At 55.1% G+C, this 25,729-nt stretch carries 32 protein-coding genes and 1 pseudogene; 16 read left to right on the top strand and 17 right to left on the bottom strand.

The features are described from left to right. The first annotated feature begins 183 nt into the window (after positions 1-183). From lspA to Q0O07_RS00445, 3 genes are read left to right on the top strand one after another with little or no spacing between them, the layout of a single operon-like run. Positions 184-732 (top strand): signal peptidase II, encoded by a 549-nt coding sequence (gene lspA, locus Q0O07_RS00455; RefSeq protein WP_295489113.1) that lies wholly within the window; start codon positions 184-186, stop codon positions 730-732. After that, positions 729-986 carry a DUF3035 domain-containing protein gene (locus Q0O07_RS00450; RefSeq protein WP_295489111.1) on the top strand — a complete coding sequence of 86 codons (258 nt, stop codon included), beginning with the start codon at positions 729-731 and terminating at the stop codon, positions 984-986. Before lspA ends, Q0O07_RS00450 begins: the two co-directional genes overlap by 4 nt. A gap of 24 nt (positions 987-1,010) precedes the next feature. Next, positions 1,011-1,424, top strand: coding sequence for a DUF3035 domain-containing protein (locus Q0O07_RS00445; RefSeq protein ID WP_295489110.1), 414 nt, complete (start codon positions 1,011-1,013; stop codon positions 1,422-1,424). Positions 1,425-1,445: 21 nt separating this feature from the next. On the opposite strand, the gene dxs is transcribed toward Q0O07_RS00445, so the two are convergent. Genes dxs through Q0O07_RS00430 form a run of 3 tightly spaced genes read right to left on the bottom strand, consistent with a single transcriptional unit; the run spans position 1,446 to position 4,309 of the window. Beyond that, positions 1,446-3,377, bottom strand: coding sequence for a 1-deoxy-D-xylulose-5-phosphate synthase (dxs, locus tag Q0O07_RS00440; protein ID WP_295489108.1), 1,932 nt, complete (start codon positions 3,375-3,377; stop codon positions 1,446-1,448). A 54-nt stretch (positions 3,378-3,431) separates the two neighbouring features. Then, positions 3,432-3,890: a Fur family transcriptional regulator gene (locus Q0O07_RS00435; protein WP_295489297.1), complete on the bottom strand. Its 459-nt coding sequence runs from the start codon at positions 3,888-3,890 to the stop codon at positions 3,432-3,434. A gap of 53 nt (positions 3,891-3,943) precedes the next feature. Next, positions 3,944-4,309 (bottom strand): MerC domain-containing protein, encoded by a 366-nt coding sequence (locus Q0O07_RS00430; RefSeq protein ID WP_295489106.1) that lies wholly within the window; start codon positions 4,307-4,309, stop codon positions 3,944-3,946. 124 nt (positions 4,310-4,433) lie between these two features. Between Q0O07_RS00430 and Q0O07_RS00425 the strand changes: the two genes are divergently transcribed. The 3 genes from Q0O07_RS00425 (at position 4,434) to rpsI (ending at position 6,606) form a co-directional block, all read left to right on the top strand. Further along, the gene (locus Q0O07_RS00425; RefSeq protein WP_295489104.1) at positions 4,434-5,492 is read left to right on the top strand and encodes a COX15/CtaA family protein; all 1,059 of its coding nucleotides are present in this window, start codon (positions 4,434-4,436) and stop codon (positions 5,490-5,492) included. Positions 5,493-5,635: 143 nt separating this feature from the next. Beyond that, positions 5,636-6,115 (top strand): 50S ribosomal protein L13, encoded by a 480-nt coding sequence (gene rplM / locus Q0O07_RS00420; protein WP_295489102.1) that lies wholly within the window; start codon positions 5,636-5,638, stop codon positions 6,113-6,115. Next, complete coding sequence (gene rpsI / locus Q0O07_RS00415) at positions 6,115-6,606, top strand: 30S ribosomal protein S9 (RefSeq protein WP_295489100.1); 492 nt, start codon at positions 6,115-6,117, stop codon at positions 6,604-6,606. The genes rplM and rpsI overlap by 1 nt, the downstream gene beginning before the upstream one ends. A gap of 129 nt (positions 6,607-6,735) precedes the next feature. Here rpsI and Q0O07_RS00410 read toward each other — a convergent pair whose 3' ends face one another. Further along, entirely contained in the window at positions 6,736-7,131 is a 396-nt protein-coding gene (locus Q0O07_RS00410) for a helix-turn-helix transcriptional regulator (RefSeq protein WP_295489099.1), read from the bottom strand. A gap of 122 nt (positions 7,132-7,253) precedes the next feature. Next, positions 7,254-7,691 carry a hypothetical protein gene (locus Q0O07_RS00405; protein ID WP_295489097.1) on the bottom strand — a complete coding sequence of 146 codons (438 nt, stop codon included), beginning with the start codon at positions 7,689-7,691 and terminating at the stop codon, positions 7,254-7,256. A 287-nt stretch (positions 7,692-7,978) separates the two neighbouring features. On the opposite strand from Q0O07_RS00405, the gene Q0O07_RS00400 reads away from it, so the two are divergent. After that, positions 7,979-8,860, top strand: coding sequence for an alpha/beta hydrolase (locus Q0O07_RS00400; protein ID WP_295489096.1), 882 nt, complete (start codon positions 7,979-7,981; stop codon positions 8,858-8,860). Between the two features lie 17 nt (positions 8,861-8,877). Here Q0O07_RS00400 and Q0O07_RS00395 read toward each other — a convergent pair whose 3' ends face one another. The 4 genes from Q0O07_RS00395 to Q0O07_RS00380 are packed head-to-tail and all read right to left on the bottom strand — an operon-like array spanning position 8,878 to position 12,849. Continuing rightward, positions 8,878-9,639, bottom strand: coding sequence for an FkbM family methyltransferase (locus tag Q0O07_RS00395; protein WP_295489095.1), 762 nt, complete (start codon positions 9,637-9,639; stop codon positions 8,878-8,880). A 33-nt stretch (positions 9,640-9,672) separates the two neighbouring features. Next, positions 9,673-11,007, bottom strand: a complete 1,335-nt coding sequence (locus Q0O07_RS00390) for a lipopolysaccharide biosynthesis protein (protein WP_295489093.1) — start codon at positions 11,005-11,007, stop codon at positions 9,673-9,675. Continuing rightward, on the bottom strand, positions 11,000-12,160 hold the full coding sequence (locus tag Q0O07_RS00385) for a hypothetical protein (protein ID WP_295489091.1): 1,161 nt from the start codon (positions 12,158-12,160) through the stop codon (positions 11,000-11,002). The genes Q0O07_RS00390 and Q0O07_RS00385 overlap by 8 nt, the downstream gene beginning before the upstream one ends. Positions 12,161-12,165: 5 nt before the next feature. After that, complete coding sequence (locus Q0O07_RS00380) at positions 12,166-12,849, bottom strand: HAD family phosphatase (RefSeq protein ID WP_295489090.1); 684 nt, start codon at positions 12,847-12,849, stop codon at positions 12,166-12,168. Positions 12,850-12,932: 83 nt separating this feature from the next. Here Q0O07_RS00380 and Q0O07_RS00375 point away from each other — a divergent pair, with 83 nt between their 5' ends. Next, positions 12,933-13,727 (top strand): nucleotidyltransferase family protein, encoded by a 795-nt coding sequence (locus tag Q0O07_RS00375; RefSeq protein ID WP_295489088.1) that lies wholly within the window; start codon positions 12,933-12,935, stop codon positions 13,725-13,727. Here Q0O07_RS00375 and rpoN read toward each other — a convergent pair whose 3' ends face one another. From rpoN to Q0O07_RS00350, 5 genes are all read right to left on the bottom strand, one after another. Beyond that, positions 13,728-15,221, bottom strand: a complete 1,494-nt coding sequence (gene rpoN, locus Q0O07_RS00370; RefSeq protein WP_295489087.1) for an RNA polymerase factor sigma-54 — start codon at positions 15,219-15,221, stop codon at positions 13,728-13,730. A 29-nt stretch (positions 15,222-15,250) separates the two neighbouring features. Beyond that, positions 15,251-16,021, bottom strand: a complete 771-nt coding sequence (lptB, locus tag Q0O07_RS00365) for an LPS export ABC transporter ATP-binding protein (RefSeq protein WP_295489086.1) — start codon at positions 16,019-16,021, stop codon at positions 15,251-15,253. 124 nt (positions 16,022-16,145) lie between these two features. Beyond that, on the bottom strand, positions 16,146-16,625 hold the full coding sequence (locus Q0O07_RS00360) for an LptA/OstA family protein (protein WP_295489295.1): 480 nt from the start codon (positions 16,623-16,625) through the stop codon (positions 16,146-16,148). A gap of 55 nt (positions 16,626-16,680) precedes the next feature. Then, a complete protein-coding gene (gene lptC, locus Q0O07_RS00355; RefSeq protein WP_295489085.1) occupies positions 16,681-17,316 on the bottom strand; it encodes an LPS export ABC transporter periplasmic protein LptC in 636 nt (211 codons plus the stop codon). A 25-nt stretch (positions 17,317-17,341) separates the two neighbouring features. Then, on the bottom strand, positions 17,342-17,959 hold the full coding sequence (locus Q0O07_RS00350; protein WP_295489083.1) for a ribonuclease D: 618 nt from the start codon (positions 17,957-17,959) through the stop codon (positions 17,342-17,344). A gap of 215 nt (positions 17,960-18,174) precedes the next feature. Between Q0O07_RS00350 and Q0O07_RS00345 the strand changes: the two genes are divergently transcribed. Continuing rightward, positions 18,175-18,981 (top strand): cold-shock protein, encoded by an 807-nt coding sequence (locus Q0O07_RS00345; RefSeq protein ID WP_295489081.1) that lies wholly within the window; start codon positions 18,175-18,177, stop codon positions 18,979-18,981. A gap of 63 nt (positions 18,982-19,044) precedes the next feature. Here Q0O07_RS00345 and Q0O07_RS00340 read toward each other — a convergent pair whose 3' ends face one another. Continuing rightward, the gene (locus Q0O07_RS00340; protein WP_295489080.1) at positions 19,045-19,509 is read right to left on the bottom strand and encodes a DNA starvation/stationary phase protection protein; all 465 of its coding nucleotides are present in this window, start codon (positions 19,507-19,509) and stop codon (positions 19,045-19,047) included. 272 nt (positions 19,510-19,781) lie between these two features. Between Q0O07_RS00340 and rpmG the strand changes: the two genes are divergently transcribed. Continuing rightward, positions 19,782-19,949 carry a 50S ribosomal protein L33 gene (rpmG, locus tag Q0O07_RS00335; protein ID WP_125229418.1) on the top strand — a complete coding sequence of 56 codons (168 nt, stop codon included), beginning with the start codon at positions 19,782-19,784 and terminating at the stop codon, positions 19,947-19,949. A 30-nt stretch (positions 19,950-19,979) separates the two neighbouring features. Here rpmG and Q0O07_RS00330 read toward each other — a convergent pair whose 3' ends face one another. Together Q0O07_RS00330 and Q0O07_RS00325 are read right to left on the bottom strand one after the other, a co-directional pair. Further along, entirely contained in the window at positions 19,980-20,453 is a 474-nt protein-coding gene (locus tag Q0O07_RS00330) for a hypothetical protein (protein ID WP_295489078.1), read from the bottom strand. Positions 20,454-20,469: 16 nt separating this feature from the next. After that, a pseudogene (locus tag Q0O07_RS00325) lies at positions 20,470-20,835 on the bottom strand (response regulator). A 52-nt stretch (positions 20,836-20,887) separates the two neighbouring features. Between Q0O07_RS00325 and Q0O07_RS00320 the strand changes: the two are divergent. The 6 genes from Q0O07_RS00320 (at position 20,888) to Q0O07_RS00295 (ending at position 25,728) form a co-directional block, all read left to right on the top strand. Then, positions 20,888-21,157, top strand: coding sequence for a DUF3572 family protein (locus tag Q0O07_RS00320; protein ID WP_295489076.1), 270 nt, complete (start codon positions 20,888-20,890; stop codon positions 21,155-21,157). Further along, a complete protein-coding gene (locus tag Q0O07_RS00315; protein ID WP_295489074.1) occupies positions 21,154-21,810 on the top strand; it encodes an HAD family hydrolase in 657 nt (218 codons plus the stop codon). The genes Q0O07_RS00320 and Q0O07_RS00315 overlap by 4 nt, the downstream gene beginning before the upstream one ends. Next, positions 21,807-22,271 (top strand): RidA family protein, encoded by a 465-nt coding sequence (locus tag Q0O07_RS00310; protein WP_295489072.1) that lies wholly within the window; start codon positions 21,807-21,809, stop codon positions 22,269-22,271. Before Q0O07_RS00315 ends, Q0O07_RS00310 begins: the two co-directional genes overlap by 4 nt. Next, positions 22,271-23,404, top strand: coding sequence for a GNAT family N-acetyltransferase (locus Q0O07_RS00305; protein WP_295489070.1), 1,134 nt, complete (start codon positions 22,271-22,273; stop codon positions 23,402-23,404). The genes Q0O07_RS00310 and Q0O07_RS00305 overlap by 1 nt, the downstream gene beginning before the upstream one ends. Before the next feature lie 197 nt (positions 23,405-23,601). Continuing rightward, positions 23,602-24,813 (top strand): acyl-CoA dehydrogenase family protein, encoded by a 1,212-nt coding sequence (locus tag Q0O07_RS00300; protein WP_295489069.1) that lies wholly within the window; start codon positions 23,602-23,604, stop codon positions 24,811-24,813. A gap of 156 nt (positions 24,814-24,969) precedes the next feature. Next, on the top strand, positions 24,970-25,728 hold the full coding sequence (locus tag Q0O07_RS00295; protein WP_295489068.1) for a crotonase/enoyl-CoA hydratase family protein: 759 nt from the start codon (positions 24,970-24,972) through the stop codon (positions 25,726-25,728). Position 25,729 lies beyond the last annotated feature (1 nt).

The raw sequence follows: 25,729 nt of genomic DNA, 5'->3' as shown, positions 1-25,729 counted from the left end.
GCCTTTGTGCCTTTGTGCGAACCAAAAAGCATGAAGGGCTCGCACAAAGCCACGAAGGCACGAAGACCGACTAAAGCCCGTCATGCTGAACCTGTTTCAGCATCTTACTTTGGACGGTTTAATATTAAGACCCTGAAACAAGTTCAGGGTGACGATGCAGCTTTGGTGGGTTAGGACGCACGCATGAACCCCAATTCTAAATTCCGCCTTCAGGGCCTCATGGTCGCAAGCCTTGTGTTCATTCTCGACCAGATCGTGAAATATGCAATGCTTGGGCCGCTGCAGTTGAAAGAGCGTGGCGTCATTCACATCATATCGTTTTTCGACCTGCGCTATGCCGAAAATCGCGGTGTATCGATGAGTTTCCTAACTGCGGACAGTGATGGCGAACGCTGGGCTCTGGTTGCACTCACATCGGTGATTGCGGCTGGCGTAGGGGTATGGATGTGGCGTGAGAAGCTGCGCGGCGATATACTGGCTTTGTCATTGGTCTTGGGCGGTGCGCTTGGGAACATCGTTGATCGGACGCGTTATGGCTATGTCGTGGATTATGCCGATTTGCATTTTGGCGCTTTCCGACCTTTTTATATTTTCAATCTGGCCGATGCCTGCATTAGCATCGGCGTATTGATATTGCTTGCCCGCGCGTTCCTGATAGGTGACAAGGAAAGCGGTCGCGGTCCAGATGTTCAGGAAACTGCAAGCAATGCCGATATAGTGGAGAAGTCATGAAGCGGATATCTATCTTAGCGGCGGCGTCAGTTGCTATTCTTGCGCTGTCGGGCTGCGGCACGACCAGCATCTATGACCGTGAACGTCCCGATGAATTTGCCGTTAGCCGGTCAAAGCCGATCGAGGTCCCTAAGACCTTCACCCTGCCAACGCCGACCCCTAACGCCCCGCGTCCGCAGGATGGCGACACGAAGGAGCAGGTTTTGGACGCCATGTTTGGCGGCGCTGCGCCTGCAACTGCGCCCCGCCCGTAACCCGGCCTGAAAGTGGATAAATATATGAACACAAAACCTGTCCTTTTCGCCGTTGCCCTAATGACGCTTCCTTTGCTGTCGGGATGTGGGTCGATGGGTAACATATTAGGCGGCAATAAAGCCGCTGCGCCGTCGGTTGGCCGCGCTGCGCCCTTGGTGGTTCCGCCTGATTTTGCGCTTGAACCAACGGTAGCCTCGGCCATTCGCCCTGCTCAGGCTGGGCAAGAGCAGATGCTGGAGACTTTGTTTGGCGGCACCGCGACGCGCTCTGCTGCTGAACGTGCGATTTCGACGACGTCGGGTACTGCCGAATTGGGCATCCGTTCATCGGTCGGTGATCCGCAGACCACGACGGTAAACAAAGGCAGCATCACACGCGACATCATCGCCGCACCCGAAGGCGATGGCCAAACCGCGCAGGCGGTTATTCCGGGTTAATGGGGTGACAGCAGCGCGCCCTTAAGCGCGCACGCTCGCTTCCTCAACGCCTGTGCTATTGTGGCGCAGCGCCTTCAGCACAGTGTCGACGATCTGTGGCGCATTGAGGCCCGCTTCGTCATATTGCTTCTGTGGGCTGTCATGCTCTTGGAAAATATCTGGCAGACGCATAGTGCGGATTTTTAGGCCTGCGTCCATCAGGCCAGCGTCGCTGGCCAAGGTGAGCACATGCGCTCCAAGCCCGCCAACTGACGCTTCTTCGACTGTCACCACAACTTCATGCGTGGCGATAAGGTGGCGGATCAATTTTTCGTCAAGCGGCTTGGCAAAGCGCAAATCTGCAACAGTGGTGCTCAGACCCTTAGCGTCCAGCGTGTCCGCCGCCTTGATAGCTTCGGCCAGACGGGTACCGAGCGACAGGATCGCGACCTTTTTGCCTTCACGGACAATGCGGCCCTTACCGATTTCGAGCTGCTGAGGCACTTCGGGCAAGGCAATGCCCGTGCCATTTCCGCGCGGGTAACGGAACGCGATTGGGCCGCTGTCGTGCAAGACGGCGGTATAGGTCATGTGGACCAACTCCGCCTCATCGGCTGGTGACATGACGACCATATTTGGCAGGGTCGCCAAATAGGTAATGTCGAACGATCCGGCGTGCGTGCTGCCGTCGGCACCGACCAAACCGGCGCGGTCGATAGCAAAACGTACGGGCAGATTCTGGATCGCGACGTCATGGACGACTTGATCATACGCGCGTTGCAGGAAGGTCGAGTAAATCGCACAGAATGGGCGCATCCCCTGCGCCGCGAGACCAGCGGCAAAGGTCACGGCATGCTGTTCTGCGATGCCTACATCAAAGGAGCGTTCGGGGTGCGCGGCAGAGAATTTGTCAACGCCCGTCCCGCCAGGCATGGCGGCGGTGATCGCAAAGATTTTGGGGTCGGTTTCCGCAAGCTTGGCAAGCGTTTCACCAAACACATTTTGATAAGAAGGTGGCCCGCCACCGGGGCCTTTCTCCTGCTTGCCGGTGATGACGTCGAATTTCACAACGCCATGATATTTGTCGGCGGCTGCTTCGGCAGGGGCATAGCCCTTACCCTTTTGCGTGACGACATGGATCAGGACCGGACCGTCGGCATTGTCGCGGACATTTTCGAGGACGGGAATCAGTTGGTCCAAATTATGGCCGTCAATGGGGCCGACATAATAAAAGCCAAGCTCTTCAAACAAGGTGCCGCCCATCGCCATTCCACGGGCGAATTCTTCGGCCTTTGACGCCGCAGTGTAGATACGGCGCGACAGGCGCTTGGCGACCTTACTTGCAAGGCTGCGCAGGCCCAGATACTCGCTTGACGATACCAAACGCGACAAATAGGCCGACAGTCCGCCGACGGGCGGCGCGATCGACATGTCATTGTCATTCAGGATCACGATCAAGCGGTTGCCCGCGGCTTGCGCGTTGTTCATCGCCTCATACGCCATGCCAGCGGACATGGACCCATCGCCAATGACGGCAATCGCCTTGCCGGGCGTGCCAGCGATCTTGTTGGCGACGGCAAAGCCCAAGGCTGCGGAAATGGACGTTGAGCTATGTGCCGCACCGAACGGATCATATTCGCTCTCGCTGCGTTTGGTGAAGCCCGAGAGCCCCCCGCCAGTGCGCAAGGTGCGGATGCGGTCGCGGCGTCCAGTGAGAATTTTGTGCGGATAGCATTGATGGCCCACATCCCAGACCAACCGGTCATCGGGTGTGTTGAAGACATAATGGATGGCCGTAGTCAGTTCAACAACGCCCAGCCCAGCGCCCAAATGGCCGCCCGTGACAGATACGGCGGAAATAGTTTCGGCGCGCAATTCGTCGGCAAGCTGACGAAGCTGCGATGCGGCAAGATTACGAAGGTCCGAGGGCACTTTAACCGTATCAAGTAACGGCGTGTCAGGCGAATGAGTCATACTTTAAGCTTAGCGGCGTTTTATCTGGCTGTCGAACGGGTAATTGCAGATTTTTCAATCACAATCGGCGCATTTGCCGCGGACTTCGATGACGGGGCGAACTTGCGCAAAGCCAGCATGTTCCGCCGCTGCACGCACGCTCATGGTCAGTGCATCATCGTCAATATGCGTTGCGGTGCCGCAGCTATCGCAAATCAGGAAAATGCAATCATGCAAGCATCCCGGGTGCGAGTTGGCGATATATGCGTTTGCGCTTTCCACGCGGCGCGCGAGGTTCGTTGTCACAAATAGGTCCAAGATGCGATAGACGCTGTTGGGAGCAACGCGTTTGCCGCGTCTTTGTGACACAAGGTCCGCTATATCATAAGCCGACGCCGGCTTTTCAAAGGTTGCGAGTACCGCGAAAATATCTGACCGCATATCGGTCCATTGTTCGCCAGCCTCGACAAGCGTGGCTTCTGCGGCTTGCGCAAGCGATGCGCCTGCATGCTCATGATGGTGATGTGCTGCCATGATGGCGATGTAGGCGCTGGCATGCGGCGGGTCAATCACCGCGCGATTGGGGTTCAGCCTTTGGCCCGATGATTAAGCAAATGGCCAAGTCCAAGAAAGACAACGCCAATTACCGTCCAAGCGATTTCCATAGTGCCATGTGGCAGCGTCAGTGCGCCGCCCATCATGCCGATACCAAGTGCGCCGACAAAGGCGGGCAGGAACAAGCCATGCATGCGGAAGCCTTGGCCCAATGCCAAAACACCCAGAAGGATGGCGAGGACCAGCCCGACCTCATGGATCATAGGGTTCAATAAAGCGCCACCCGCAGACGCAAGAATGGCCAGCAAAACCGTGGTTATCAGGCAATGCAACAGGCACAATCCGGCAATGCTCAGGCCAAGCCCGTCCCACCGCCATTTTTGCCATACCTGTGCCATATCATGGTCATTACACGGATCTGATGCACGTTACAACATTACATCGCTAAATTGCAGCTTGATTAGCAAATTTTGCAACCTCCTTTGCTTGCGGCAATCCGCATTAAGCGGCATATCGGCGCGCATGGATACTGCGCTCACCTCACACCCCGCGTCCGAAACCGCATCAGCTCGACCTGCTGCTTTGATCAACTGGCTGATGGGCGTTGCTGCCTTGGTCTTTGCAATGGTCGTCGTCGGCGGGATCACGCGTCTGACCGAATCGGGATTATCAATCACCGAATGGAAACCCATAACCGGCACGCTTCCTCCGCTCAGCGAGGCCGCTTGGATGTCAGAATTTGAGAAATATAAGCAGATTCCGGAATATACCCAGATCAACGGTCCGGCCGGCATGACGATAGCCGAATTCAAATTTATCTATTTCTGGGAATGGGTGCACCGCTTGCTTGGACGCGTCATAGGCTTGGCCTTTGCACTTCCGCTGGCGTGGTTCTGGGTGAAGCAAGCCATTCCCGCAGGGTATAAGCCACGCTTGCTTGCGTTGCTGGCCTTGGGCGGGCTTCAGGGTACCATTGGCTGGTGGATGGTGTCTTCGGGCCTTTCGGCGCGTACCGATGTGAGCCATTACCGCCTTGCGGTCCATTTGCTCACGGCTTTCATCATTCTTGGCGGGCTGGTTTGGACGGCGCTTGACCTCAAGGCGCTGGTCAAAAACCCAGCGGCGAAGCCAGCGAGAATATCCCCCTTGACGGCTTCGGTTTTTGCAATCCTGTTTATCCAGATGTTGTTTGGCGCATGGGTCGCAGGATTGAACGCGGGCTATGTGTCCAACAGTTGGCCTTTAATGAATGACCGGCTGTACCCTGACGGAGTAGATACCACCAAAGGCGTTTTCTACGCGTTGGTGAACGACCCCTATCTCACGCATTTTGTTCATCGCTGGTGGGCGTGGGTCGCGGTGTTTGCCCTGATCCTGCTGGCGCGCCGTGTCAAAAAAGCAGGCGGCCGTAGCGCCTCTATTGCCATCCACAGCAGCTTTGGCGTTCAGATTATCTTAGGCATTGCTACCGTCATGACCGGCGTGAACATTGTGTTGGCGGTATCGCATCAGGCGGTCGGCGCTTTGCTGGTCGCGTCCACCGTTTGGGGTGCGCATATATTGGGACGTGAAACCGTGTAATTCAACCAACGGTATTATTTTACCCGTCGTGAGACCCTTGCTTTTGCTTGACTAATCGGGCGTTTGTCGCCATTGGCTCCGCTTCGCATGTGGGTCAGTGATGATTCTACATATCTACAAAATTTCGAAAGGTGCGATTAGCGATGAAAACGCTATCCAGAGTTACGAAATCGATCCGTCCACAGGACGTCGAGAAATCGTGGATCCTCATTGACGCAGAAGGTTTGGTTGTTGGCCGCGTGGCTAGCCTCATCGCCAACATCCTGCGTGGTAAGACCAAGCCAAGCTACACCCCGCATGTGGATTGCGGCGACCATGTGGTTGTCATCAATGCGGACAAGGTGAAGTTCACAGGCAAGAAATTGACCGACAAGGTTTATTATCGCCACACGGGTTACATCGGCGGTATCAAGGGTATCACTGCTGGCAAGGTGCTGGACAGCAAATTCCCTGAGCGCGTCCTTGAAAAGGCCGTTGAGCGCATGGTTCCACGCGGTCCTTTGGGTCGTGCGCAAATGCGCGCGCTGCATTTGTACAATGGCTCCGAGCATCCCCATGCCGGTCAACAGCCAACGACGCTCGACGTCGCTTCCATGAACCGCAAGAATAAGGTGGGTGCATAATGTCTGATACTGCAACTTCGCTCGCTGATCTCGAAACCTTGGGCGCCGACGTTCAAGCACCTGCACAGATCGCTGCTGTCATTCGTGAACAGGAAATCGACGCGCAAGGCCGCGCTTATGCAACTGGCCGCCGCAAGGACGCGGTTGCCCGCGTATGGTTGAAGCCTGGCACTGGCAAGATTGTCGTCAATGGCCGCGACCAGGAAATCTATTTCGCACGCCCTTCGCTGCGTCTTGTGATCAATCAACCGTTCGGTGTTACCGAGCGGATCGGTCAATATGACGTCATCGCAACCGTCAAGGGCGGTGGTCTTTCGGGCCAGGCCGGCGCCGTAAAGCATGGCATCGCGCAAGCACTGTCGAAATATGAGCCACTGCTGCGTAGCGCCGTGAAGTCGGAAGGCTTCCTGACCCGCGACAGCCGCGTGGTCGAGCGTAAGAAATACGGCAAGGCCAAGGCGCGTAAGAGCTTCCAGTTTTCGAAGCGCTGATACGAAAAGTCTCTTTTTCGTATGGAGTTCAAGGGGTTGCGAGAAATCGCAGCCCCTTTTTGTTGTGTTGCCAGCACACCATCAAAGGTCCAGCACCCTATAAAAAGCGCAGCATTATGCGCGCGAAAATTAAGGAATGGGTTCTTTAAAAATTGCAATACGGCCCAGAACAGATTTTAACCCATTGACGATCTTCGCTACCAGCGGACGTTTCATCTGCTGGGCAATGGTTATTTCGAATTCCGTCATTGGGGCAGGGTACATCGCTGATTTGATCGCCTGAACAATCTCTTCTGCGTCTAATGCTAGTTCACGGCAGATTGATCGGGTGAAACCCAGCACATGCGATCGCCCAGGGAGTTTGCTGAACTCGCCTGCCTCGATATTTTCAATAAATCGGCTCGAAATTGCAGTCTTAGCCGACAATTTAGCCACCGACATTCTGCATTTTTTTCGGGCAGCCTGTATGCGCTGCCCAATTGCAGACAAGACTAGGCTTGCTTCTTTTAGTTCCGTATCTGCCACTAGGTATGTCCCCACATCACCGAGTCGTGGTGGGTAAATAATAAGCAGCAAAGTTTACAACAACACAGTTTGCCCAATTTGGGCATCGACATGCAGTTGCTCCCGAATCACCGATAGCGTTTTTACCCTGGAATTTTTTCTATATACGTCCTGAGATTGCAGATTTTTGACACCAAAAAATCCCTCAACTCTTGGGTATAATCAGCAGCGTTTGTTTGAGCTGGTAGCGTGTATCCGCCCTTAATTTTATTTAGAAAACCTCTATTTGCGAGATCTTCAAGTTTTCGTCGCGTCGTTTCTCGCCGCATGCCCAACCGACGACAGACGAATTGAACGCTGACCGGAAATCGGAACTCATCTGGGATTGCCTGAACCTCTGTTCCATAGGTTGTGAGCAAATAACCATCATGACGGATTTCCCGCGTGCTTTCCGTTGTAACCACGCAAATAATGCTAATTTCCTCAGTTGAAAATCCATATTTTTCAACGCAGAAGTGCATGAAGTCACTTATGAACTCCACGACAAATGACGATATATATCTGGTTGGCAATTCGTTCACAAAACCTCCACCCCCCCCTCGGGATTTCGTAAAATCTGAATTTAACTTCCGGCAAATACGCTGGAAATCTGGCGACCTTTATGATCGTAAACGTAAATTTGACTGCCCCTCTGGACTGCCGTGACGATCTCGGACACATTCTACCCCCATTAATCTCTTCTTGAATGAGATGCTCTTAAATCCACTTCGGGGCAAGCTAGCTTGTCGATCTAAGACCTCTTTTGTTCCGTCCTCTGGGGCCACCTTTTTACGTTGTGGACTGGCGTTTTGATAGGCACATATATCGTATGATCAAATATATCCTTATCGCGCTCACGCTGGCCTTGATTGGTTGCGGTTTATGGTTCTGGGCCAAGACAGATCCGCAAAAGCTCGATTTTGCAGACCGGATGGCACCTGGTCCTGCCGAGTATAGCCAAGCCCCGCTGACGGGCATCGCATATGGCGATGACGCGCGGCAGATGCTTGATATTTACCTGCCCAAGCAAAACGCCGCTGGCACATCTGCGGTACTTATCTTCTTTCATGGCGGCGCGTGGCGTGATGGCGAGCGGGAGGGCTATGGCTTTTTGGGCCGCGCTTTTGCATCGCGCGGCTTTGTCACGATCATTGCCGATTATCGCAAATCGCCGAAGGTGCGCTTTCCTGCATTTGTCGAGGATACGGCAGCGGCTATTGCTTGGGTCAATGCCAACATCGCCACGCATGATGGCGACCCCAAACGCATTTTTCTTATGGGGCATAGTGCTGGTGCCCATATCGCCATGATGACGGCGCTTGACCCGCAATGGCTTGCTGCGAAAAATCTCAAGCCGGATGTGATCAAAGGGGTCATTGGCCTTGCCGGGCCTTATGATTTCCTACCGCTGACGACCGAATCGTCACAAATTGCCTTGGGGCAATGGCCGGACCTGACGGAAACGCAACCGATCACTTTTGCGCGCGCGGATGCGCCGCCTTTGTTATTGCTTACCGGCGAAAAGGATACCGTCGTGAAGCCCCGCAACAGCAAAATCCTATCCGAGAAGATACAAGCACTCGGTGGGCAGCAGCAGTTGCAGATATACCCCGATGTCGACCACGCCGATATCATCATGGCCGTCGCGCGTCCGTTCCGCCAAAAGGCACCCGTCGTCGCCGATGTCGTGAACTTCATAAATGCGCACTAACCGATAAAGGCAGTGACTTATGGTTGGCGCGTAGCCAACACGTCATAATGCTTCCCGCGACCCACGGTCACGAAATGGGTAAAGCCGCCGCTTTCCAAAATCGCCCGCAAGCCGTCGGCATCGCTCCATTTGGCATCGACTTCGTAAAACACTGACTGGATGCGCGATAGAAAGCGCGACTTGACCAACTCTGCCATGACCGCGGCTTCATGCCCCTCGACATCAACCTTGATGACTAACATTTCGGGCGCGCCAAGCAGCACATCAAAAGCTTCCATGTTGATGGTACTGATGTCCAAACCGTCGGCGCCATCATTGCGTAGCGACGCAAGCCCGCTATGTGCGGCATCAAAGACGATTTTCGCGGTGCCCGCTTGGTTTGACAGGGCGGCTTGCACCGCTTGGACTTTATCTTGAAGGTTGTTGGCCTCGATATTCTGGCGCAGCCGCTCAAACGTGTCCGGCACTGGCTCAAGCGCAATCGCGCGGGTGCAATGGGGGTTCTGGCCGGCAATCAGGCTGTAGAGACCTTGGTTTGCACCAATATCTAAAAAGACGAACGGCTGTGTGAGGCCTTTCAGATAATCGGACAGGCCGTGCCCATAGACAGCAAAACGGCAATAAATGAAGGTGCGGTCGCGCCAGTTTGTTTTCATCAGCACGCCATAGCTGGAGCGGCTAAAACCAGTGCCTTCGCCGCCAAGCGTTGCCCGCAATTTGGCATATGGCACAAAAACAGCCTTTTTCAGTTGCTTGATCAAAAAATCGCCGCTCGTCATTTTAGTTCCCCTGCCGCGTAGGTGGCCGCGTAATCACATCCCGACGCGCGGTGCAAGGCGCGATCCATTATAGCTCCATATCAACAAGCTAAGGAGGACAAGGCTTTGCAATATTCCGTGCACCCCCGCACCATTCAGGCCAAACCACCAAATCAACAGCGGTAGCAAAGGTAACATGCCCACATTGCTGGCCAAATTGGCGCGAGCACTGACCCAGGGTCGTCCTTGCGCGGTGAGCGCCGCCGATAAAGTCGGCATGCCTGCAATCATCGCCCGACCAAGCAGGACTAAGATAAGCAACGACGCGCCGCCTGCAAAGCTTGCGCCGCCAAGCAGCTCCAGAACTTTTCCGGCGAACAGGCACATAATGGCTGCGGCCAGCAATGCCATGCCTGTTGCAAAGATGGCCGAACGCCGGACCGCTTTGCCTGCGGCCTGATCATTGCCACTAATCAACAGGCGGGTTACGACCGGATAGGCGGCCTCCCCAAGCATTTGTGCGGGTTGAATCAGAATGGCACTTGCCCTTTGCACAAGGGCATACAGGCCCGCAGCGGCTGGCCCTAGCATCCAGCCAATGATTAAGGGCGTCGCCTTAGGCGCAATATCGCGTAAGGTAAGGTCGAGATTGGTTGTCGCAATGAAGCGCACGATACCCGGATTGTCGCGCCGCGTGCCCTTTAACGTCAGCCGCCCATCTGCGCCGATTGCCAGATGACGCGTACCCATCCAGCACAAGAGCCACATGGAAAGGCCCTCGGCAATCGCTGCGGCTAGCCACACCCACAAAAATGCAGCCAGTCCCCCGCCATTAAACAAAATGAAAAGCGCCCCTATTAAGCGGATCAGTGGCATGATGACGGGGTGCAGACCGATCAGGTCAAAGCGTTCGGCCAACTGAAGCAAGCCTTGTGGCGTGGCCCGAACCGTGGCGAGAATGGCCAAGCAATACAGCCCGCCAAATTGAATCGCTTCTGGGCTCCACCCCAAGGATACACCGACCCATGGAACCAGCAGCATCGCCACGCCGATGGCCACAGCGGCCATGCCGAGTTCAATAAGTGCAAGTAACAATATGAGGTTGCGGAACTGTGTAGCTGCGCCACGGTTGAGTGCCTCTGCACCATAGCGTACCATGCCGTGAAAGCCGGAAAAGGCGATGGTCCCACCCATCAGCGTCGCAAAGCCGTGCACCAGATTGAGCACACCATATTGTTCGACCCCAAGGATTCGGGCCGCAATGGCAATCGAGCCAAGGCTGATGATGCCTGCCGCCGCCTTACCCGAGAGCAATCGGCCCATATTCCCGGCAATCCGGTGCAGTGGTGATTGCGCCGATAGGGGCAATTGGCGTGCCTCTTCACCCAATGGCTTGATCCAGATAATCGATAATAGCTGCCGTCGCCCGCACAGATGCAGGTATGGCGGTGACTGAAAAGCTGTCCTCCAACAGGGCACGTTGCGCATCGCTATAGGAAGCCTGCGATGCAAACGCTGCATCGACAGCGCCGATAATGTCGCTTGCGTCTGTCTTCACAGGTCCAGTTGCCCAGTGGCGGTAGTTAGGGTTCCCTTGCCATGGCGTATCATGGGCATCCAAAAACAGGCACGGGCGCGGGCGGTTGAGAAATTCATAGACCTGACTGCTCACATCGCCCAGATACAGGTCCGCTGCGTTGGTATAGGTCATGTCTGTGCAGGCCGGGCTACCCAAATCCATCAACATATGCGGTGCATCATTATATCGGGCAGCGGGCTTTTTGGCGGACGCGATCGACAGCCTATCGATTGTGATCGTCCATGGCCGCGCAAACAGCATCACATGCGGCGCAAATATAAGATTATAGCGATCACTCTGGTAGAACTGCTCCAACAGCTCTGCACCGAATTTGAACCAGCTAGAAAGATGCGGCGAAGGGTGGGGGTTGTATAGAATGGTCCGGCGATGAGATTGCGGAAACAGCGGCGCTGACGCTGGGACGGCAATATCGAACTTCGCATATCCGGTGATACGGATTTTTTCCGGCGGCACCCCCGCGTCGCGGACAAGGCGATCGCGGATCTTTTCGCCCGATACTAAAATGAGATCGAATTGCGCACTTTCCGCATTGAACCCGATCGCCCGGTCGCCAGCTCCATGGCGGGTATGGATGAACTTTATGTTGTCCAATCCATATCGGGTTTTCAGGATCAGGCTTGATTTTTCCGATACGACCAACGCGTCGAATTGTCGGAAGAATTCAAGATTATCGCGGTAGACGAGCAGCTTGCGCGCTGGGACCAAACGGTCAAATGCACGGACGAGTAATTGCGACACAGCAGATTTGGTGTGTAATGGGACGATTTTTACGCCCTGAAGCGCCGCGCCGCTTAATCTGCGGATTTCGGCCTCAACCAAAATGCTGGTAACAGCCAGCGTTACATCGGCAACGCCGCTTTTGGCCATCTGCAACGCAATTGGCAAACTATGCGCAATCTGGTGCGTTTGGTCATGGTTGAAAAGGAAACAGATTTTTTGCACGCGCTTTAATGCCCTTTATCGGTCGAAAAGTCGCGTATTTGCCAATTTTTTTGCGCCGCCAGCCGGCGTAGCTTTTTAGTTGGGTTGACCAGATATGCCGTATCTGCCCAATCCATTAACGGTGCATCGCTGGCGTGGTCGGAATATACCGAAATATGGCAGTCTTCGCGCTTTAATCCCTGCACGTCGAACCATGTTCTGACCATTTTCAACTTTTCCGGGCCATAGCAATTTTCGCCATCGATGCAGTGGCAGATTCTGCCGTCTGGTCGCGTTACATGCTGTGTCGCAACAACCGCGTCAAAGCTGAGGCGCGAAGCAATTTGATGGGCGTAAAACGCCGGTGCAGCCGTAGCGACCACCAGTTTTTGGTTTTGGCTTCGGTCATTTTCAATAGATTTGGCGGCGCCGGGTTGGATATCGGTTAAAACGGCCTTGGACACAAAATCGGCCACCACTTTAGCCAGGATTGCCGCATCTAAATTAAGTCCCATGAACATACTTATACCAAATTGTTTCAATGGCTTGCGGCCATATAATCCAATGCGGTACCCGATCAAGGCGATAATCCATAAGGGTAGCCCAGCGAGCCGAAAGGGCGCTGTCTGCTGTGCGTAATAGAGCAGAAAACGGGTAAAGGTCGGACGGCGCGTTATGGTCTTGTCGAGATCATATATTGCAATATTCATATTTGATGGCCAAGCCTCGCCTCAAGGTGCCGTCAGACAAATCGACGAACCCTTCTGATTTTTTCGCGTTTAGGAGAAGCGACTTGCAAGCGCAATGGACCTGCATCGTCCTTGCCGGACAGCGGCCCGGCCCCGATATGCTTGCACAGCATTTCGGCCTTGAACGCAAGGCCTTAGTCCCGGTTCGCGGCGAACCGATGATTTGTCATGTTGTCCGCACGCTGCATATGTCACCCCACATCGGTAAGATCGTCATATTATCGCAAGACGTAGAATATCTGCGCTCTGCCGTTGACGCAGCCGGGGGCGCCATTTTGGTGGAAAGCCAGAAAAGCATTTCCTTGAGCATTCAAGCGCAGGCTGAGATCTTGGGGTTTTCATCGCCCTTATTGGTGACCACGGCGGACCATCCCTTGTTGACCGTGAAGATGATCGACGAATTTGTGCGCTATGCGGATGGCGACGTCGCGGTTGCGATGGTGGAACGCCAAACCATGCTTAGGCAATTTCCGGATGCGCAGCGCACCTGGCTTCGCTTTTCCGACGGCGCTTGGTCCGGCGCCAATCTGTTTGCGCTGATGACCCAGAAGTCATCGTTCGCGCTTAAATTATGGGCCAATGCCGAGCAGGACCGCAAAAAGGCGTGGCGGCTGTTCCTGCATTTTGGTCTACTTTTGGCGATACGTGCGCTTACCCGCACCATTGGCTTGCACCAAGCGATGGAGAATGCTGGGAAGCGGCTTGGCCTAGACGCACAGTTGGTTCCCATGTCCGATCCCGTTGCCGCCATAGATGTCGACAAGTTGAGCGATCATGCGCTGGCAGAAAAAATACTGACTGAACGCGCGGCGCGGAGCGGCAATATTGATGTGGCTTGATTAACGGCCCATTTTCTTTTGCCGACGACGCTGCACCGACGAACCAATACCCATCGCCTCACGATATTTGGCGACCGTCCGGCGGGCAATGTCAAAGCCCTTTGCCGTTAGCAGTTCGACCAACATATCGTCGGACAGGATTTTATCGCCCTCGGCCTCAATCAGCGATTTGATATGGCTTTTGATCGCTTCGGCAGATGCGCCTTCGCCATCGGCGGACTGAACACCGGATGAAAAGAAATATTTGAGGTCAAACAGCCCGCGTCCGCAATGCAGATATTTGTTGCTCGTTACCCGGCTGACGGTAGATTCATGCATTTCAATGGCGTCTGCGACCTGGCGCAGCGTCAAGGGCCGCAAATGGGCAACGCCGCGCCGGAAAAACCCTTCTTGCTGCTTCACGATTTCGGTCGCGACCTTGACGATCGTGCGCTGCCGTTGGTCCATGGCCTTGATCAGCCAATTGGCATCGGCCATGCAATCGCTGAGCCAAGCCTTAGTGGCCTTATCCTGTCCAAGTTCAGCCACATAGCTTCGGTTGATAAGCAACCGCGGTAGGTTAGCGCTGTTCAATTCAATCGACCAACCATCGCCGCGAGGTGTCACATAGATGTCCGGTGTGACCGCCATGCTGTCTTCGCTTTCAAAACGGCACCCTGGCTTTGGATCATAGCCGCGCAGTTCTATCAACATATCGCGCAGATCTTCATCATCGACGCGGCACATGCGTTTCAATTGGTCAAACGCGCCCTTGGCGACCAAATCGAGATTGCCGATCAGCCTTGCCATGCATGGGTCATAGCGGTCCGCATCCTTGGCCTGCAGCGCAAGGCACTCGGCAAGATTGCGTGCACCAACCCCCGTGGGGTCAAAGCGCTGAAGCTCGGTCAGCGCAGCTTCTGCTTCGGCCAAGGGCACATTAAGCCTTTGCGCCATGGCCAGCAAATCTTCACCCACATAACCAGTGGGTTCAATATGTTCGATAATCTGTTGCACCAGAAAAAGCTGGCGACCCGAAAGGCCCGCACCCGCCTGCGCCATTAAATGTTCGCGTAAATTACCGTCGCGAGCTGCAAAGCTGTCAAAATCTGGGCCGTCGCCGTCAAAGCTACCGCTGGACAGCGCGCTGCCCGACAGGCCCAGCATCCCGTCTGTGCCGCCCACGCTGTCGGATGGCGCATCATGATAGAAGGTTTCCGCCCCGAAATCGACGTCCAGCGCGTCGGAGGCAGCGTGGCTGTCATTGCCTAATATCTCGTCACTGCCGCGTTCGTTGCTCTCGGCAATTGTGGCTTGCGGGAATGTATCAACTGGCGTGTCGGAAAAGGAATCGCCGCCGCCCGCGTCAAGCACCGGGTTGCGTTCAATCTCTTCGGCGATGAAGGCTTCGATTTCGAGCGACGAAAGCGCCAACAGCTTAATCGCTTGCTGCAGCTGCGGCGTCATGACCAGCGACTGGCTTTGGCGGAGGTCGAGGCGCGGAGCTAATGCCATGACGTTAATTTTCCGTCATTTCCTCCACATCACATTGCAAAGCTCTCGCCCAGATAGAGGCGGCGGACATTGGGATCGGCGACCAGCGCCTCTGGTGATCCGGCAAACAGGACCTGCCCGCCATAGATGATGCAGGCACGGTCCACGATATCCAATGTTTCACGGACATTATGATCCGTGATGAGCACGCCAATTCCGCGTGTCTTGAGTTCCTTCACAAGATCGCGAATGTCAGAGATCGAAATCGGGTCAATGCCGGCAAAAGGTTCGTCAAGCAGCATGATCGAGGGGTTCGCGGCCAGTGCACGGGCGATCTCGCACCGCCGACGCTCTCCGCCGGACAAGGCCATCGCAGGCGCGCTACGCAAACGGGTCAGGCCAAATTCGTCCAGCAGTTTTTCCAGCCGCTCGCCGCGCGATTCTGGGTCGGGTTCCGACATTTCGAGAACCGCGCTGATATTCTGTTCAACCGTCATCCCCCGAAAAATCGAGGTTTCCTGGGGCAGATAGCCAAGCCCCAAAATGGCGCGGCGATACATTGGCAGCTTGGTTATATCCGCGCCATCAAGCGTGATGCGGCCGCTATCGGGTTTGACCAGCCCCATGATCGAGTAAAAACAGGTCGTCTTGCCCGCGCCATTGGGTCCAAGCAGGCCAACCACTTCGCCCTTTGCCACGGACAGCGAAACATCCGTCAAAACGGCGCGCTTGTCGTAGCTTTTGGCAATTGAAACAACACCCAGCCCCAATTGCATAGCCGCATCGGTAGTCGCATCAGCAGCAGGTGGGGTGGCCTTCATGCTTTCCATATTCAATATTCATCCGCAATGATGCTTTTGTTTTCGCGACAATAGCTAGTGAATAGCAAAGCATTTGGCAATTGGCATGGTTCATGCTGCGCCGAATTTACAGCTTTAGCTTAGCTCAATTCTTACGCTGAGATACGCTAAAGGAGCCAGTGACTCGGCCTCCGCCATTTGTCGTGCCTGGTGCACCGCCGCCGTTGATGGTTGAACGGCCTGAGTTTAGGTCAATGACCAATCGGCCGCCGGTGAGGCGATTACTGCCTTGCACGAGGTTCACATTGCCGATCAGCGTGATCAGGCTGGAGTCGAGATCATAAATGGCGGAATTGCTGGTTGCGCGCAGATCATCCTTGGTTACCATCACGCCGCCGGTGGCGTCCAGGCGGTTCACATCAACGCCTCCATTGCTCGAATATGCGGCGGTCACGCGATTCGCCTTCAGCGTAAGCCCGGCTTGTATTGCCGTTACCCCGCCAGACAATACCACTCGGTCGGCGCGGTCTTGCAACTCCATAGAAGCAGCCGAAAAATCGACAGGGGCGTTGCTATCATGATTACGAATGCTTTGCGCCGTCGAGGCCGTGGACAGCATGCTCATGCCAGCAATCGCTGCACACAGACCAAAGGAGAGAGAACGAATAGTCATTGCGCGCTTACTTAATCGCATTCTGGTCGATACGCAAACGAACGCCGCCATCCAGACGCACAATACGCGTGTCGAGGTCCGCGCGCAGGCGCCCTGCATGGAAGGTGCCAACTTTCGTCCGACCGCTAACAGGACCAAAGCTTTGCATCGAACGATCTTTCAACGATAGCTCTACATTGCTGGCGACCATATCATATCCCGTCGATTGAACAGCCAAGGGGCCGTTCACACGCATCGTTTCTTTATTCAGGTCGTAAACACCGCGCTGCGCAACGATGGACGCTGGCCCGTCATTTAACATGATTCTGCCCGACAAGGATGTCATGTCCAAGACAGGGTCAGCGGATGTTTTCTGCACTGCGCTGCCCGCCCGCACGGAAAAGGGCCGGCCATTGCTGTCATCACCGCGGTATAATGCCTCAACGACGCGCAGCCGCTCGCGCGAGAGGTTAACTTCATCCTTGTTCAGCACAAAGCTCAATTCCTGTTTGCCGGTAAAGGGGCTGAATGCCAGTAAAGCCACCAACAGGCCAATGATGATAGGCAACACAATGCGCAGCGCGCGGATTAGGCGATCATGCTGTCCGCCCGGCATTGCCCAGCGCTGTCTGTGTGTGCGTTCAAGATCGGCTTGTGCTGACATGATTGATGCCTAACGAGATCGAAGCTTAACTGTGCCCGAATATGTCGATTTCGGGCCAACCTGCAAGATCAAGGTCTGCACGGTGCGGCAGAAAGTCAAAACACGCCTGCGCCATGGCGGTGCGGCCTTCACGTTCAAGGCGGATCACAAATTCGGCATGCAGGCGGTGGAGATAGCGTACATCGCTTGCGGCATAATCCTTTTGCGCTTCGGACAGCACGGGGCCACCCCAATCGCTGGATTGCTGCTGTTTGGAAATGTCGGTCGACAGCATTTCCTTCACCAATTCTTTCAAACCATGGCGGTCCGTATATGTCCGGGTCAGGCGTGAGGCGATCTTCGTGCAGAATAATGGGGTCGCGACGACATTCAAATAATGCGAAATCGCGGCCAGATCGAATCGGGCATAATGAAACAGCTTGAGGCGTGCAGGATCGGCAAGAACGGCGCGCAAATTAGGCGCTTTATAATCGCTGTCCCGGCCAAAACGGACCAGATGTTCGTCCCCGCGACCATCGGAAATCTGCAACAGGCAAAGCCGGTCGCGTGGGGTGATCAACCCCATGGTTTCAGTATCAACGGCAACAGGCCCTTCGGCCAATACGCCAGCGGGAAGGTCTTCTTCATGGAAATATACGCTCATGCTTGCCCCTTGCCCGACCATGCTGCCCAAGGCAAATGAAAGTACGGCTATTGCGTAGCGAATTGCCGCAGCAATATTTGCTATCGCGTCACATTTTATTACGATATAGCTTGATCTCGCGTAGTCACCAACGGTTGCGCTTGTGACGTGCAGTACAGTCGCCCTCGACTGCATAACATAGTGGTTTAGGGCGATGAGAAGGCAAGCAAGAAGTTATGGGTTTTGATCGCAAGCGTGCTGGCAAGGGCCGGGACAAACGAGATGGTTTCGGTGATGAAAGCTATGATGGTTATCGCGCGCCATCCCCCTATCAAAGTGATTTTGGTGGCGGCCGTTCAGGCGGCGGTGGATATGGCGGCGGCGGTAACAGCGGCGGCAGCGGTGGTGGCGGAGGTGGCTTTGGTGCCCCGCGCCGTGGCCCCGGCGGCCCACCAATGCCCGCTCAAGTCATCGGTTCTGGCAAGGGAATCGTCAAATTTTTCAATGGCCAAAAAGGTTTTGGTTTCATTCAGGTAGATGGGCGTCCCGACGACGTCTTCGTGCACATTAGCGCTGTCGAGCAAGCTGGCCTAGCTGGGCTTGCCGAAGGCCAACCGCTTGAGTTCCAACTTGTGGAACGTGGTGGCAAGGTGTCGGCAACGGATCTCGTGATCGACGGTGAGCCAATGGCCGTCAGCGAACGCGCACCGCGTGCCGACCGTCCAGCTTTTGATCGTGACCGTGCGCCGCGCGGTGATGATCGTGGTGGCTTCCGTGGTGGTGACCGCGATTCGGCTCCACGCGGTCCGCAGCGCGAATCGACTGGCGAACGAGCTAATGGCACCGTGAAATTCTTCAACGACATGAAGGGTTTTGGTTTTGTGCAGCGCGATGATGGCGGCGAAGATGTGTTTGTGCACATTTCAGCGCTTGAGCGTTCGGGCATGGGTCAAGTGACTCAGGGCGACCGTTTGGCCTTCGACATCGAAATCGATCGTCGCGGCAAATATTCGGCTACGAACCTCGGACCGCTTTCCGAATAAGCGCTGTTCTGATATTCAAAAAGGCGGGTGAAGCAATAGGCTTCGCCCGCCTTTTTTTATCAATTATGCCTTGCCGATGGTCGCCGCCAAGAACCAAGCGCGTTGCTCGGCTTGGTCGGTCCAATCGTCCAGTAACCCATCGGTTGCATTGTCCCCTGCTTCGTCCGCAAGGTCCTTTGCGGCCTTCAACGCCTCAATCAGCGTCTCATTATCAACGTGCAGTTCCGTCAGCATCTTGGTGGCATCGGTTGACGTCGAATCATGATCCTTAATCCGCTGCTTTGCCGCGATAGAACCGATTGAGGTCAGCGTATCCTGACCCAATTTGCGCACGCGTTCGGCCACAAGGTCAGTCGTGGCGATCAGCTCTGTCGCTTGTTCTTCAAAGAGCAGATGATATTCGCGGAAATGCGGACCCGTGACATGCCAGTGAAAATTCTTGGTTTTCAGATATAACGCGTAATAATCGGCCAATAGGCCATTTAACGCGTCGGCTAATGCCTTTTTGCTATTGTCACCAGCTGCCATTGCAGTTCTCCTATATTGGGGGAAGACTATATATGGGAACGAAGGGGTCGATTTCCAACTATGGGGCGCGTGGGCAGCGCCTTATGCCGCAATGTTGCATCATTCGCGCGCACTCGTGACGTTTTGGAGCAAATTTGGTTGGTCTGCGACCTCAATGCCCGCTTATTGGCTTGACTTTAGCCCCGCGAATCCGCATTGGCCCCCATCTGTGAACAGCGCGGCTTTTTTACTGCGCAGTTTTTTGCAAAATTTTTGAACAAAAGGAATGGGCCATGGCGAAGCCAGCCACAATCAAGATCAAGCTGCTCAGCACCGCTGACACGGGCTTTTTCTATGTGACCAAGAAAAATCCGCGGAACATCACCGAAAAGATGACGTTCCGCAAATATGATCCCGTCGTGCGCAAGCATGTCGAGTTCAAGGAAGCCAAAATCAAGTAAGCCAACGCTGTCGCTTGAATAGGGTATCGATCAGGGCGCTTCGGGCGCCCTTTTTGATGCGGTTTCAGCCACCTCTGCAATTAACTTAACTAATAGATGTGCCGATATGGCTGAAGCTATTCGCCATGCATTGATAAGTTTATCGTGCAGCTGTTCTAGGTCAGCCATCATGATGGCTCGACCTTCATCGGTCTGTATTTTGAAATTGTGTCGCTCGAAAAATCCATGAAAAAGTTTATTTCTGGCGTCCAAAGCGGCATCAAAAATACAAAAAGTGTTGTCGTCAAACGAAACATCCTGGCAGGTCTGGCGAAGCAGGTTACCTAGCGTCAATTTCCCCATCTTTTCGTAGAGCTTCTGAGCATCGCTTCTGTCAGGTGCGATGTGCCAGTCGTGCTTTAGCCCGTTAACGCTAAGCATAATTGATCCGAGATCAGTCTCAAAAAGCTGCGCCGCTTCTGCTGTGACCCCAAACTTCTGATACAATTCGTCTCGACTGGTCAATCAAGTATCCTCTCGCTCAACCCACAATCCCCCGCACCGCCTCCAAAAACTTCATCACTGACACTGGCTTCGACAGATAGCCTTTTGCGCCCGCGGCTATGATGCGTTCTTCGTCGCCTTTGCCCGCATAAGCGGTGACGGCTAGCACGGGGACGGCCGACAGCGCGGCGTCCTTTTACATCGCCTCAATCAAGTCGATGCCGCTGACATGCGGCAATTGAATGTCCATGATGACAAGGTCAGGTGCAAAGCTTAGCGCGCGTTCCAGCGCCAGCCGTCCATCGCGGACACCTTCGACCGTAAACTGATGCGCGCGCAAAAGGTCGGTGAACAGCTTGAGGTTGAGTTCATTATCCTCGACGATCATCACCTTTTTACGCATACCGACCTTTTCCCGCTTTGCGTTCGTGGGTGCCTTGGCTTAAGCGAAAGCCATGCATGAAACAAACGACAAGTTAGACGCATCGGGTATGGCGTTCCAGGCATTGGCTTGGGCGTTGATGGAAGAATCACGGGCGGAGCGCTTATTGTCGCTCACGGGCCTCACGCCAGAGGGCTTGCGCAGCAGCATCATGGAACGCAGCACGCAGGCCGCGATATTATCGTTTTTGGAGGCGTATGAGCCCGACCTTGTCGCTTGCGCGGCGGTCATCGGGGTGTCACCCGCTTTATTGGTGCAAGCGCGGCAGGAGTTAGAAGCATGAGTATCAGTGATTCCCGGCCACTTTTGATTTCAGATTGCGACGAAGTGTTGTTGCATATGATCGTGCCCTTTCGCGATTGGCTCGATGAGGCGCATCATATCCATTTCGACCTCGTCCATGGCGATTGGGGTGAAGCGCTGCGCCACAAGCATGACGGCACGGTTGTTGAACGCGGGCGGGTCTGGGATTTGCTCAATGGTTTTTTCGATACCGAAATGCACCGGCAACAGGCTATAGATGGGGCGGTAGATAGCCTCAACCGCCTGCGTGAACATGCCGATGTCGTCATTCTGACCAACCTGCTCGACCACCGCGCAGGACCGCGGACAGAGCAACTGCGGGCCGTTGGCATCGATGCGCCAGTCTATTGCAATCAAGGCGGCAAGGGCGAGGCGCTTGGACGGATTCTCGAAGAATATCGGCCGAGCGTAGCGGTTTTTGTCGACGATCTGGCGCATCAGCATGAATCAGTCGGCGAACAACATCCCGATGTCTGGCGTCTACATTTTGTTGGTGAGCCGTTGCTGTGGGATCGCGTGAAGCCGTCGGCGTCTGCGCATGCACGGCTGGACCGTTGGCCGGATGCGGAGAGTTGGATTAGGGATAAGCTGGTAGCGAACGTGCCAGCGCCTGCATTGGAAAAGGTAGTATGATGATCGAAGCAAAATTGGCTGAACTGGGCATTACTCTTCCGGCACCTGCTGCGCCGGTCGCATCCTATGTGCCTGCTGTCGAAGCGAACGGGATGCTTTTCATTTCGGGGCAGCTGCCCTTTGTTGATGGCAAGGTTGTCACCGGCAAAGTCGGCGACACGCGCAGTCTTGAAGAAGGCAAGGCCGCAGCCAAGGCGTGCGGCATCATGCTGATCGCGCAGATGAAGGCGGCCCTCGGTGGCGACCTCGACCGTGTCGAACGGATCGTCAAGCTTGGCGTATTTGTCGCCTCGACCCCTGATTTCACGGATCAACCCGAAGCTGCCAATGGCGCTTCGGACTTAATGGAAGCGGTGTTCGGCGACGCGGGAAAGCACGCACGCGCTGCGGTCTCGGTCCCAGTCTTGCCGCGCAATGCAACGGTGGAGATTGACTGCGTGGTAAAGGTCCGCGCGGCCTAATGGCCGACGGCGTCACCGCCGAACTCTTAAGCAAGGTCAGCGACATTCCCGCGGACCAATGGGATGCGTTGAATCCGCGCGGCAACCCATTTGTGGGCCACGCGTTTTTGTCCGCGTTGGAGCAATCGGGGAGCGTTGGTCCGGGCACCGGATGGGCGCCGGCGCCGGTGCTGATTCGCGATGCAAATGGCATTCCTGCGGCGGCGCTTCCTGCCTATCTTAAAACCCACAGTCAGGGCGAATATGTGTTCGACCATCATTGGTCGGACGCGTTTTATCGGGCGGGCGGGCAATATTATCCCAAGCTACAAATAGCCGCGCCATTCTCGCCCGTGCCGGGGCCGCGATTGTTATTACGCGACCCAGCGATGGCGCTGCCCATTTTGCGGGCGGCGGAAGCAATTGTGGACCAGAATGGCCTATCGTCCGCGCATGCGACTTTTTTGGAGGAAGCCGAGCTGGCGCAATTTCGCGCGGCGGGATGGCTGACGCGGGTCGGCACGCAATTTCATTGGCAGAACCGCGATTATGCGAATTTTGAAGACTTTCTGGGTGCGCTGTCTTCACGCAAGCGTAAGGCAATCCGCAAGGAACGTGCAGGCGCGCAAGATGCGGTGCGGATAGAGCAAATTTCAGGTGCGGATATTACGCCGGAACATTGGGATGCGTTCTGGATATTCTATCAGGATACGGGTGCGCGCAAATGGGGCACGCCCTATCTGACCCGCGCCTTTTTCGACATCATCGGAACAAGCATGCGTGACAGCATCGTGTTGTTTTTGGCTTTTGACGACGAGCGTCCGATTGCTGGCGCACTCAATTTTGTCGGGCCCGATTGCCTCTATGGCCGCTATTGGGGCTGCACCCGCGACGTGCCATTTCTGCACTTTGAGCTGTGTTATTATCAGGCGATTGATTATGCCATCGCCAACGGCCTCGCCCGCGTTGAGGCTGGCGCACAAGGCGAACATAAATTGGCGCGCGGTTATGAAGCGGTGCCGACCTATTCGGCGCATTATATCGCCAATGAAGGGTTCCGAAATGCTGTCGCCGATTTTCTGGAGCGCGAAACACGGGCGATGGAGCGCGAGATTGAATTTTTGGGCGAAATGGCACCGTTCAAAAAAGGCTGAAGATTCAGGGCAAGCCCTTCCGGCTTGTAAGACCTTAAGGAGACAAGCCGCAAAGCTTTTGCCTTCACGCCTCTTTGTGCCTTTGCGTCTTGCCACATCTGAAAGGCGGCGCACCAAAACATTTTACTGCGCATGCGCACAGGTCTTGCAATCCGCTTTTTAATCGCGCACTTAAATGCAGAGAGAGGAATCAGCCCATGAGCACACCAAGCCCGCAGGAACTTGACCGTTTTGAAAAGCACTGCGACGCGTGGTTCTCTGAAAACACGGTACGCGACCCCGGTTTCATGCTGCCTTTGACCTTTATGGAAGTGTCGACGGATCAGCAGTTTGATTTTCTGCGCGATTGGCAACGCAAGGTTTATGAGGCGGGCTATTTCGGCATGTCCTGGCCCACCGAATATGGCGGCTATGGTATGCATCCCGAATATCAGCGGATCGCCACGCGGATCATGAAAAGCCATGATGCGCCCATCATGCTGAATGCGATTGCCAATGGCTGGACGGGGCCCTTGTTGCTGGACATTGGCCGTGAGGAGGACAAACGCCGTTTCATCAAGCCTATGCTTTCGGCGGAAGAAATCTGGTGCCAGGGCTTTTCGGAACCCGAGCATGGTTCCGACCTTGGCAGCGCGCAGACCAAGGCGGTCAGGGATGGCGACGAATATGTCATCAACGGTTCCAAAATCTGGACATCCTTGGGCGATCGCGCCGATTATATGATCCTGCTCGCGCGGACATCGAATGACGGACCAAGCAAATATGCAGGGCTCTCGTTTTTCCTTGCGCCCATGAAAATTCCCGGCGTTGAAACGCGGCGGTTGAAGAAACTCACCGGCGAATATGGTTTTACCCAATGCTTTTTTACCGACGCGCGCATACCGGCATCGGGCCTTGTCGGCGAAGAAGGGCAAGGCTGGCTGGTCGCGATGAAAACGTTGGAATATGAACGCGGCGCGAAGGTTAATCCGGTCGGCGGCTATTTCGTCAAGGAAATGGACGTGATGGGCGTTGTCGATATGGCACGGTCAGCCAAGCGGGGCGGTAAGCCAGTGCTGGATGATCCCGTCATGCGCGACAGGTTGGTCGATTATATGATCGAGATTCAGGCGCTGAACCTCAACAACCAACGCCGCCGCATGGCACCGCTGACCAGTGACCGCCCGATGGGGCTTGCGTTGATGAACAAGCTGGCGCGCACCGAATTAGTGCGCGAATTGACCGAATTCTCGCTCCAGTTTCAGGGCACGCGCGCGGGCTATTATGTTGGTGACGAAAATGCGGTCGATGATGGCTATTGGCACCGGTCTTACCTCAATAGCTTTTCCGCCACGATTGGCGGCGGCACCAGCCAGATTCAGAAGAACATTATCGGCGAACATGTGCTTGGCCTGCCCAAGGGGCGGTAGGTAAGCTTTATTTGCCATTCCCGTGGAAGCGGGGGAGCGAAGTGACCGCGAGGTCAATCCATGGCTTGGCGGTATTGCCCCAAGCGATGGCGTGTGGAGTTGAAGATTAGACCATGGATACCTGCTTTCGCGGGTATGACATTAAACGAGGTGTAAATGTCCGAAGTCCTAACCCAAGCTCAGGACGGTGTCCTGATCATCACCATCAACCGGCCCGAGGCCAAGAATGCGGTCAATCAGGCGGTGGCACAAGGCGTCGCTGCGGCCATGGAGCAGCTCGACAGCGACAAGAGCCTGAACGCGGGCATCATCACGGGCGCTGGCGGTACTTTCTGCTCTGGCATGGACCTGAAGGCCTTTCTGCGCGGTGAACTGCCCAGCATCAAGGGCAAGGGTTTTGCAGGCTTTATTGAATCGCCACCGGCCAAGCCGCTCATTGGTGCGGTGGAGGGCTATGCGCTCGCCGGTGGCATGGAAATTGCGGTTGCTTGCGACCTGCTCGTGGCGAATGACAAGGCGCAGTTCGGTATCCCTGAGGTGAAGCGCAGCCTTGTCGCGGCTGCGGGTGGTCTGCTGACCTTACCATCGATTATCGGTAAACGTATGGCGATGGAACTCGCGCTGACGGGTGATTTTATCTCGGCGCAGCGGGCCTATGAAATAGGCTTTGTAAACCGCGTGACGGACGGCGCCGCCATTGATGCCGCGCTTGAGCTTGCGGCCAAGATAGCCGCCAACGGTCCGCTGGCACTGATTGCAACCAAGCGGGTCATTAACGAACGACCCGACTGGAATTCGACGGAGATGTGGCAGAAGCAGAGCGAAATTTGTGCGCCTGTTTTTGCATCGAAGGACTCACGCGAAGGCGCGCTGGCCTTTGCCGAAAAACGTAAACCAAACTGGCAGGGGGAGTAAC

The sequence above is a fragment of the Sphingorhabdus sp. EL138 genome, from assembly GCF_945890115.1.
Lineage (GTDB): Bacteria > Pseudomonadota > Alphaproteobacteria > Sphingomonadales > Sphingomonadaceae > Sphingorhabdus_B.
This window is presented reverse-complemented; position numbering and strand designations above follow the sequence as displayed.

Bases quoted from the DNA above. Each gene is read 5' to 3' on its own strand.
- lspA (WP_295489113.1), top strand. From the start codon at position 184: ATGAACCCCAATTCTAAATTCCGCCTTCAGGGCCTCATGGTCGCAAGC.
- Q0O07_RS00450 (WP_295489111.1), top strand. From the start codon at position 729: ATGAAGCGGATATCTATCTTAGCGGCGGCGTCAGTTGCTATTCTTGCG.
- Q0O07_RS00445 (WP_295489110.1), top strand. From the start codon at position 1,011: ATGAACACAAAACCTGTCCTTTTCGCCGTTGCCCTAATGACGCTTCCT.
- dxs (WP_295489108.1), bottom strand. From the start codon at position 3,377: ATGACTCATTCGCCTGACACGCCGTTACTTGATACGGTTAAAGTGCCC.
- Q0O07_RS00435 (WP_295489297.1), bottom strand. From the start codon at position 3,890: ATGGCAGCACATCACCATCATGAGCATGCAGGCGCATCGCTTGCGCAA.
- Q0O07_RS00430 (WP_295489106.1), bottom strand. From the start codon at position 4,309: ATGGCACAGGTATGGCAAAAATGGCGGTGGGACGGGCTTGGCCTGAGC.
- Q0O07_RS00425 (WP_295489104.1), top strand. From the start codon at position 4,434: ATGGATACTGCGCTCACCTCACACCCCGCGTCCGAAACCGCATCAGCT.
- rplM (WP_295489102.1), top strand. From the start codon at position 5,636: ATGAAAACGCTATCCAGAGTTACGAAATCGATCCGTCCACAGGACGTC.
- rpsI (WP_295489100.1), top strand. From the start codon at position 6,115: ATGTCTGATACTGCAACTTCGCTCGCTGATCTCGAAACCTTGGGCGCC.
- Q0O07_RS00400 (WP_295489096.1), top strand. From the start codon at position 7,979: ATGATCAAATATATCCTTATCGCGCTCACGCTGGCCTTGATTGGTTGC.
- Q0O07_RS00395 (WP_295489095.1), bottom strand. From the start codon at position 9,639: ATGACGAGCGGCGATTTTTTGATCAAGCAACTGAAAAAGGCTGTTTTT.
- Q0O07_RS00380 (WP_295489090.1), bottom strand. From the start codon at position 12,849: ATGAATATTGCAATATATGATCTCGACAAGACCATAACGCGCCGTCCG.
- rpoN (WP_295489087.1), bottom strand. From the start codon at position 15,221: ATGGCATTAGCTCCGCGCCTCGACCTCCGCCAAAGCCAGTCGCTGGTC.
- lptB (WP_295489086.1), bottom strand. From the start codon at position 16,021: ATGAAGGCCACCCCACCTGCTGCTGATGCGACTACCGATGCGGCTATG.
- Q0O07_RS00360 (WP_295489295.1), bottom strand. From the start codon at position 16,625: ATGAGCATGCTGTCCACGGCCTCGACGGCGCAAAGCATTCGTAATCAT.
- lptC (WP_295489085.1), bottom strand. From the start codon at position 17,316: ATGTCAGCACAAGCCGATCTTGAACGCACACACAGACAGCGCTGGGCA.
- Q0O07_RS00350 (WP_295489083.1), bottom strand. From the start codon at position 17,959: ATGAGCGTATATTTCCATGAAGAAGACCTTCCCGCTGGCGTATTGGCC.
- Q0O07_RS00345 (WP_295489081.1), top strand. From the start codon at position 18,175: ATGGGTTTTGATCGCAAGCGTGCTGGCAAGGGCCGGGACAAACGAGAT.
- Q0O07_RS00340 (WP_295489080.1), bottom strand. From the start codon at position 19,509: ATGGCAGCTGGTGACAATAGCAAAAAGGCATTAGCCGACGCGTTAAAT.
- rpmG (WP_125229418.1), top strand. From the start codon at position 19,782: ATGGCGAAGCCAGCCACAATCAAGATCAAGCTGCTCAGCACCGCTGAC.
- Q0O07_RS00320 (WP_295489076.1), top strand. From the start codon at position 20,888: ATGCATGAAACAAACGACAAGTTAGACGCATCGGGTATGGCGTTCCAG.
- Q0O07_RS00315 (WP_295489074.1), top strand. From the start codon at position 21,154: ATGAGTATCAGTGATTCCCGGCCACTTTTGATTTCAGATTGCGACGAA.
- Q0O07_RS00310 (WP_295489072.1), top strand. From the start codon at position 21,807: ATGATGATCGAAGCAAAATTGGCTGAACTGGGCATTACTCTTCCGGCA.
- Q0O07_RS00305 (WP_295489070.1), top strand. From the start codon at position 22,271: ATGGCCGACGGCGTCACCGCCGAACTCTTAAGCAAGGTCAGCGACATT.
- Q0O07_RS00300 (WP_295489069.1), top strand. From the start codon at position 23,602: ATGAGCACACCAAGCCCGCAGGAACTTGACCGTTTTGAAAAGCACTGC.
- Q0O07_RS00295 (WP_295489068.1), top strand. From the start codon at position 24,970: ATGTCCGAAGTCCTAACCCAAGCTCAGGACGGTGTCCTGATCATCACC.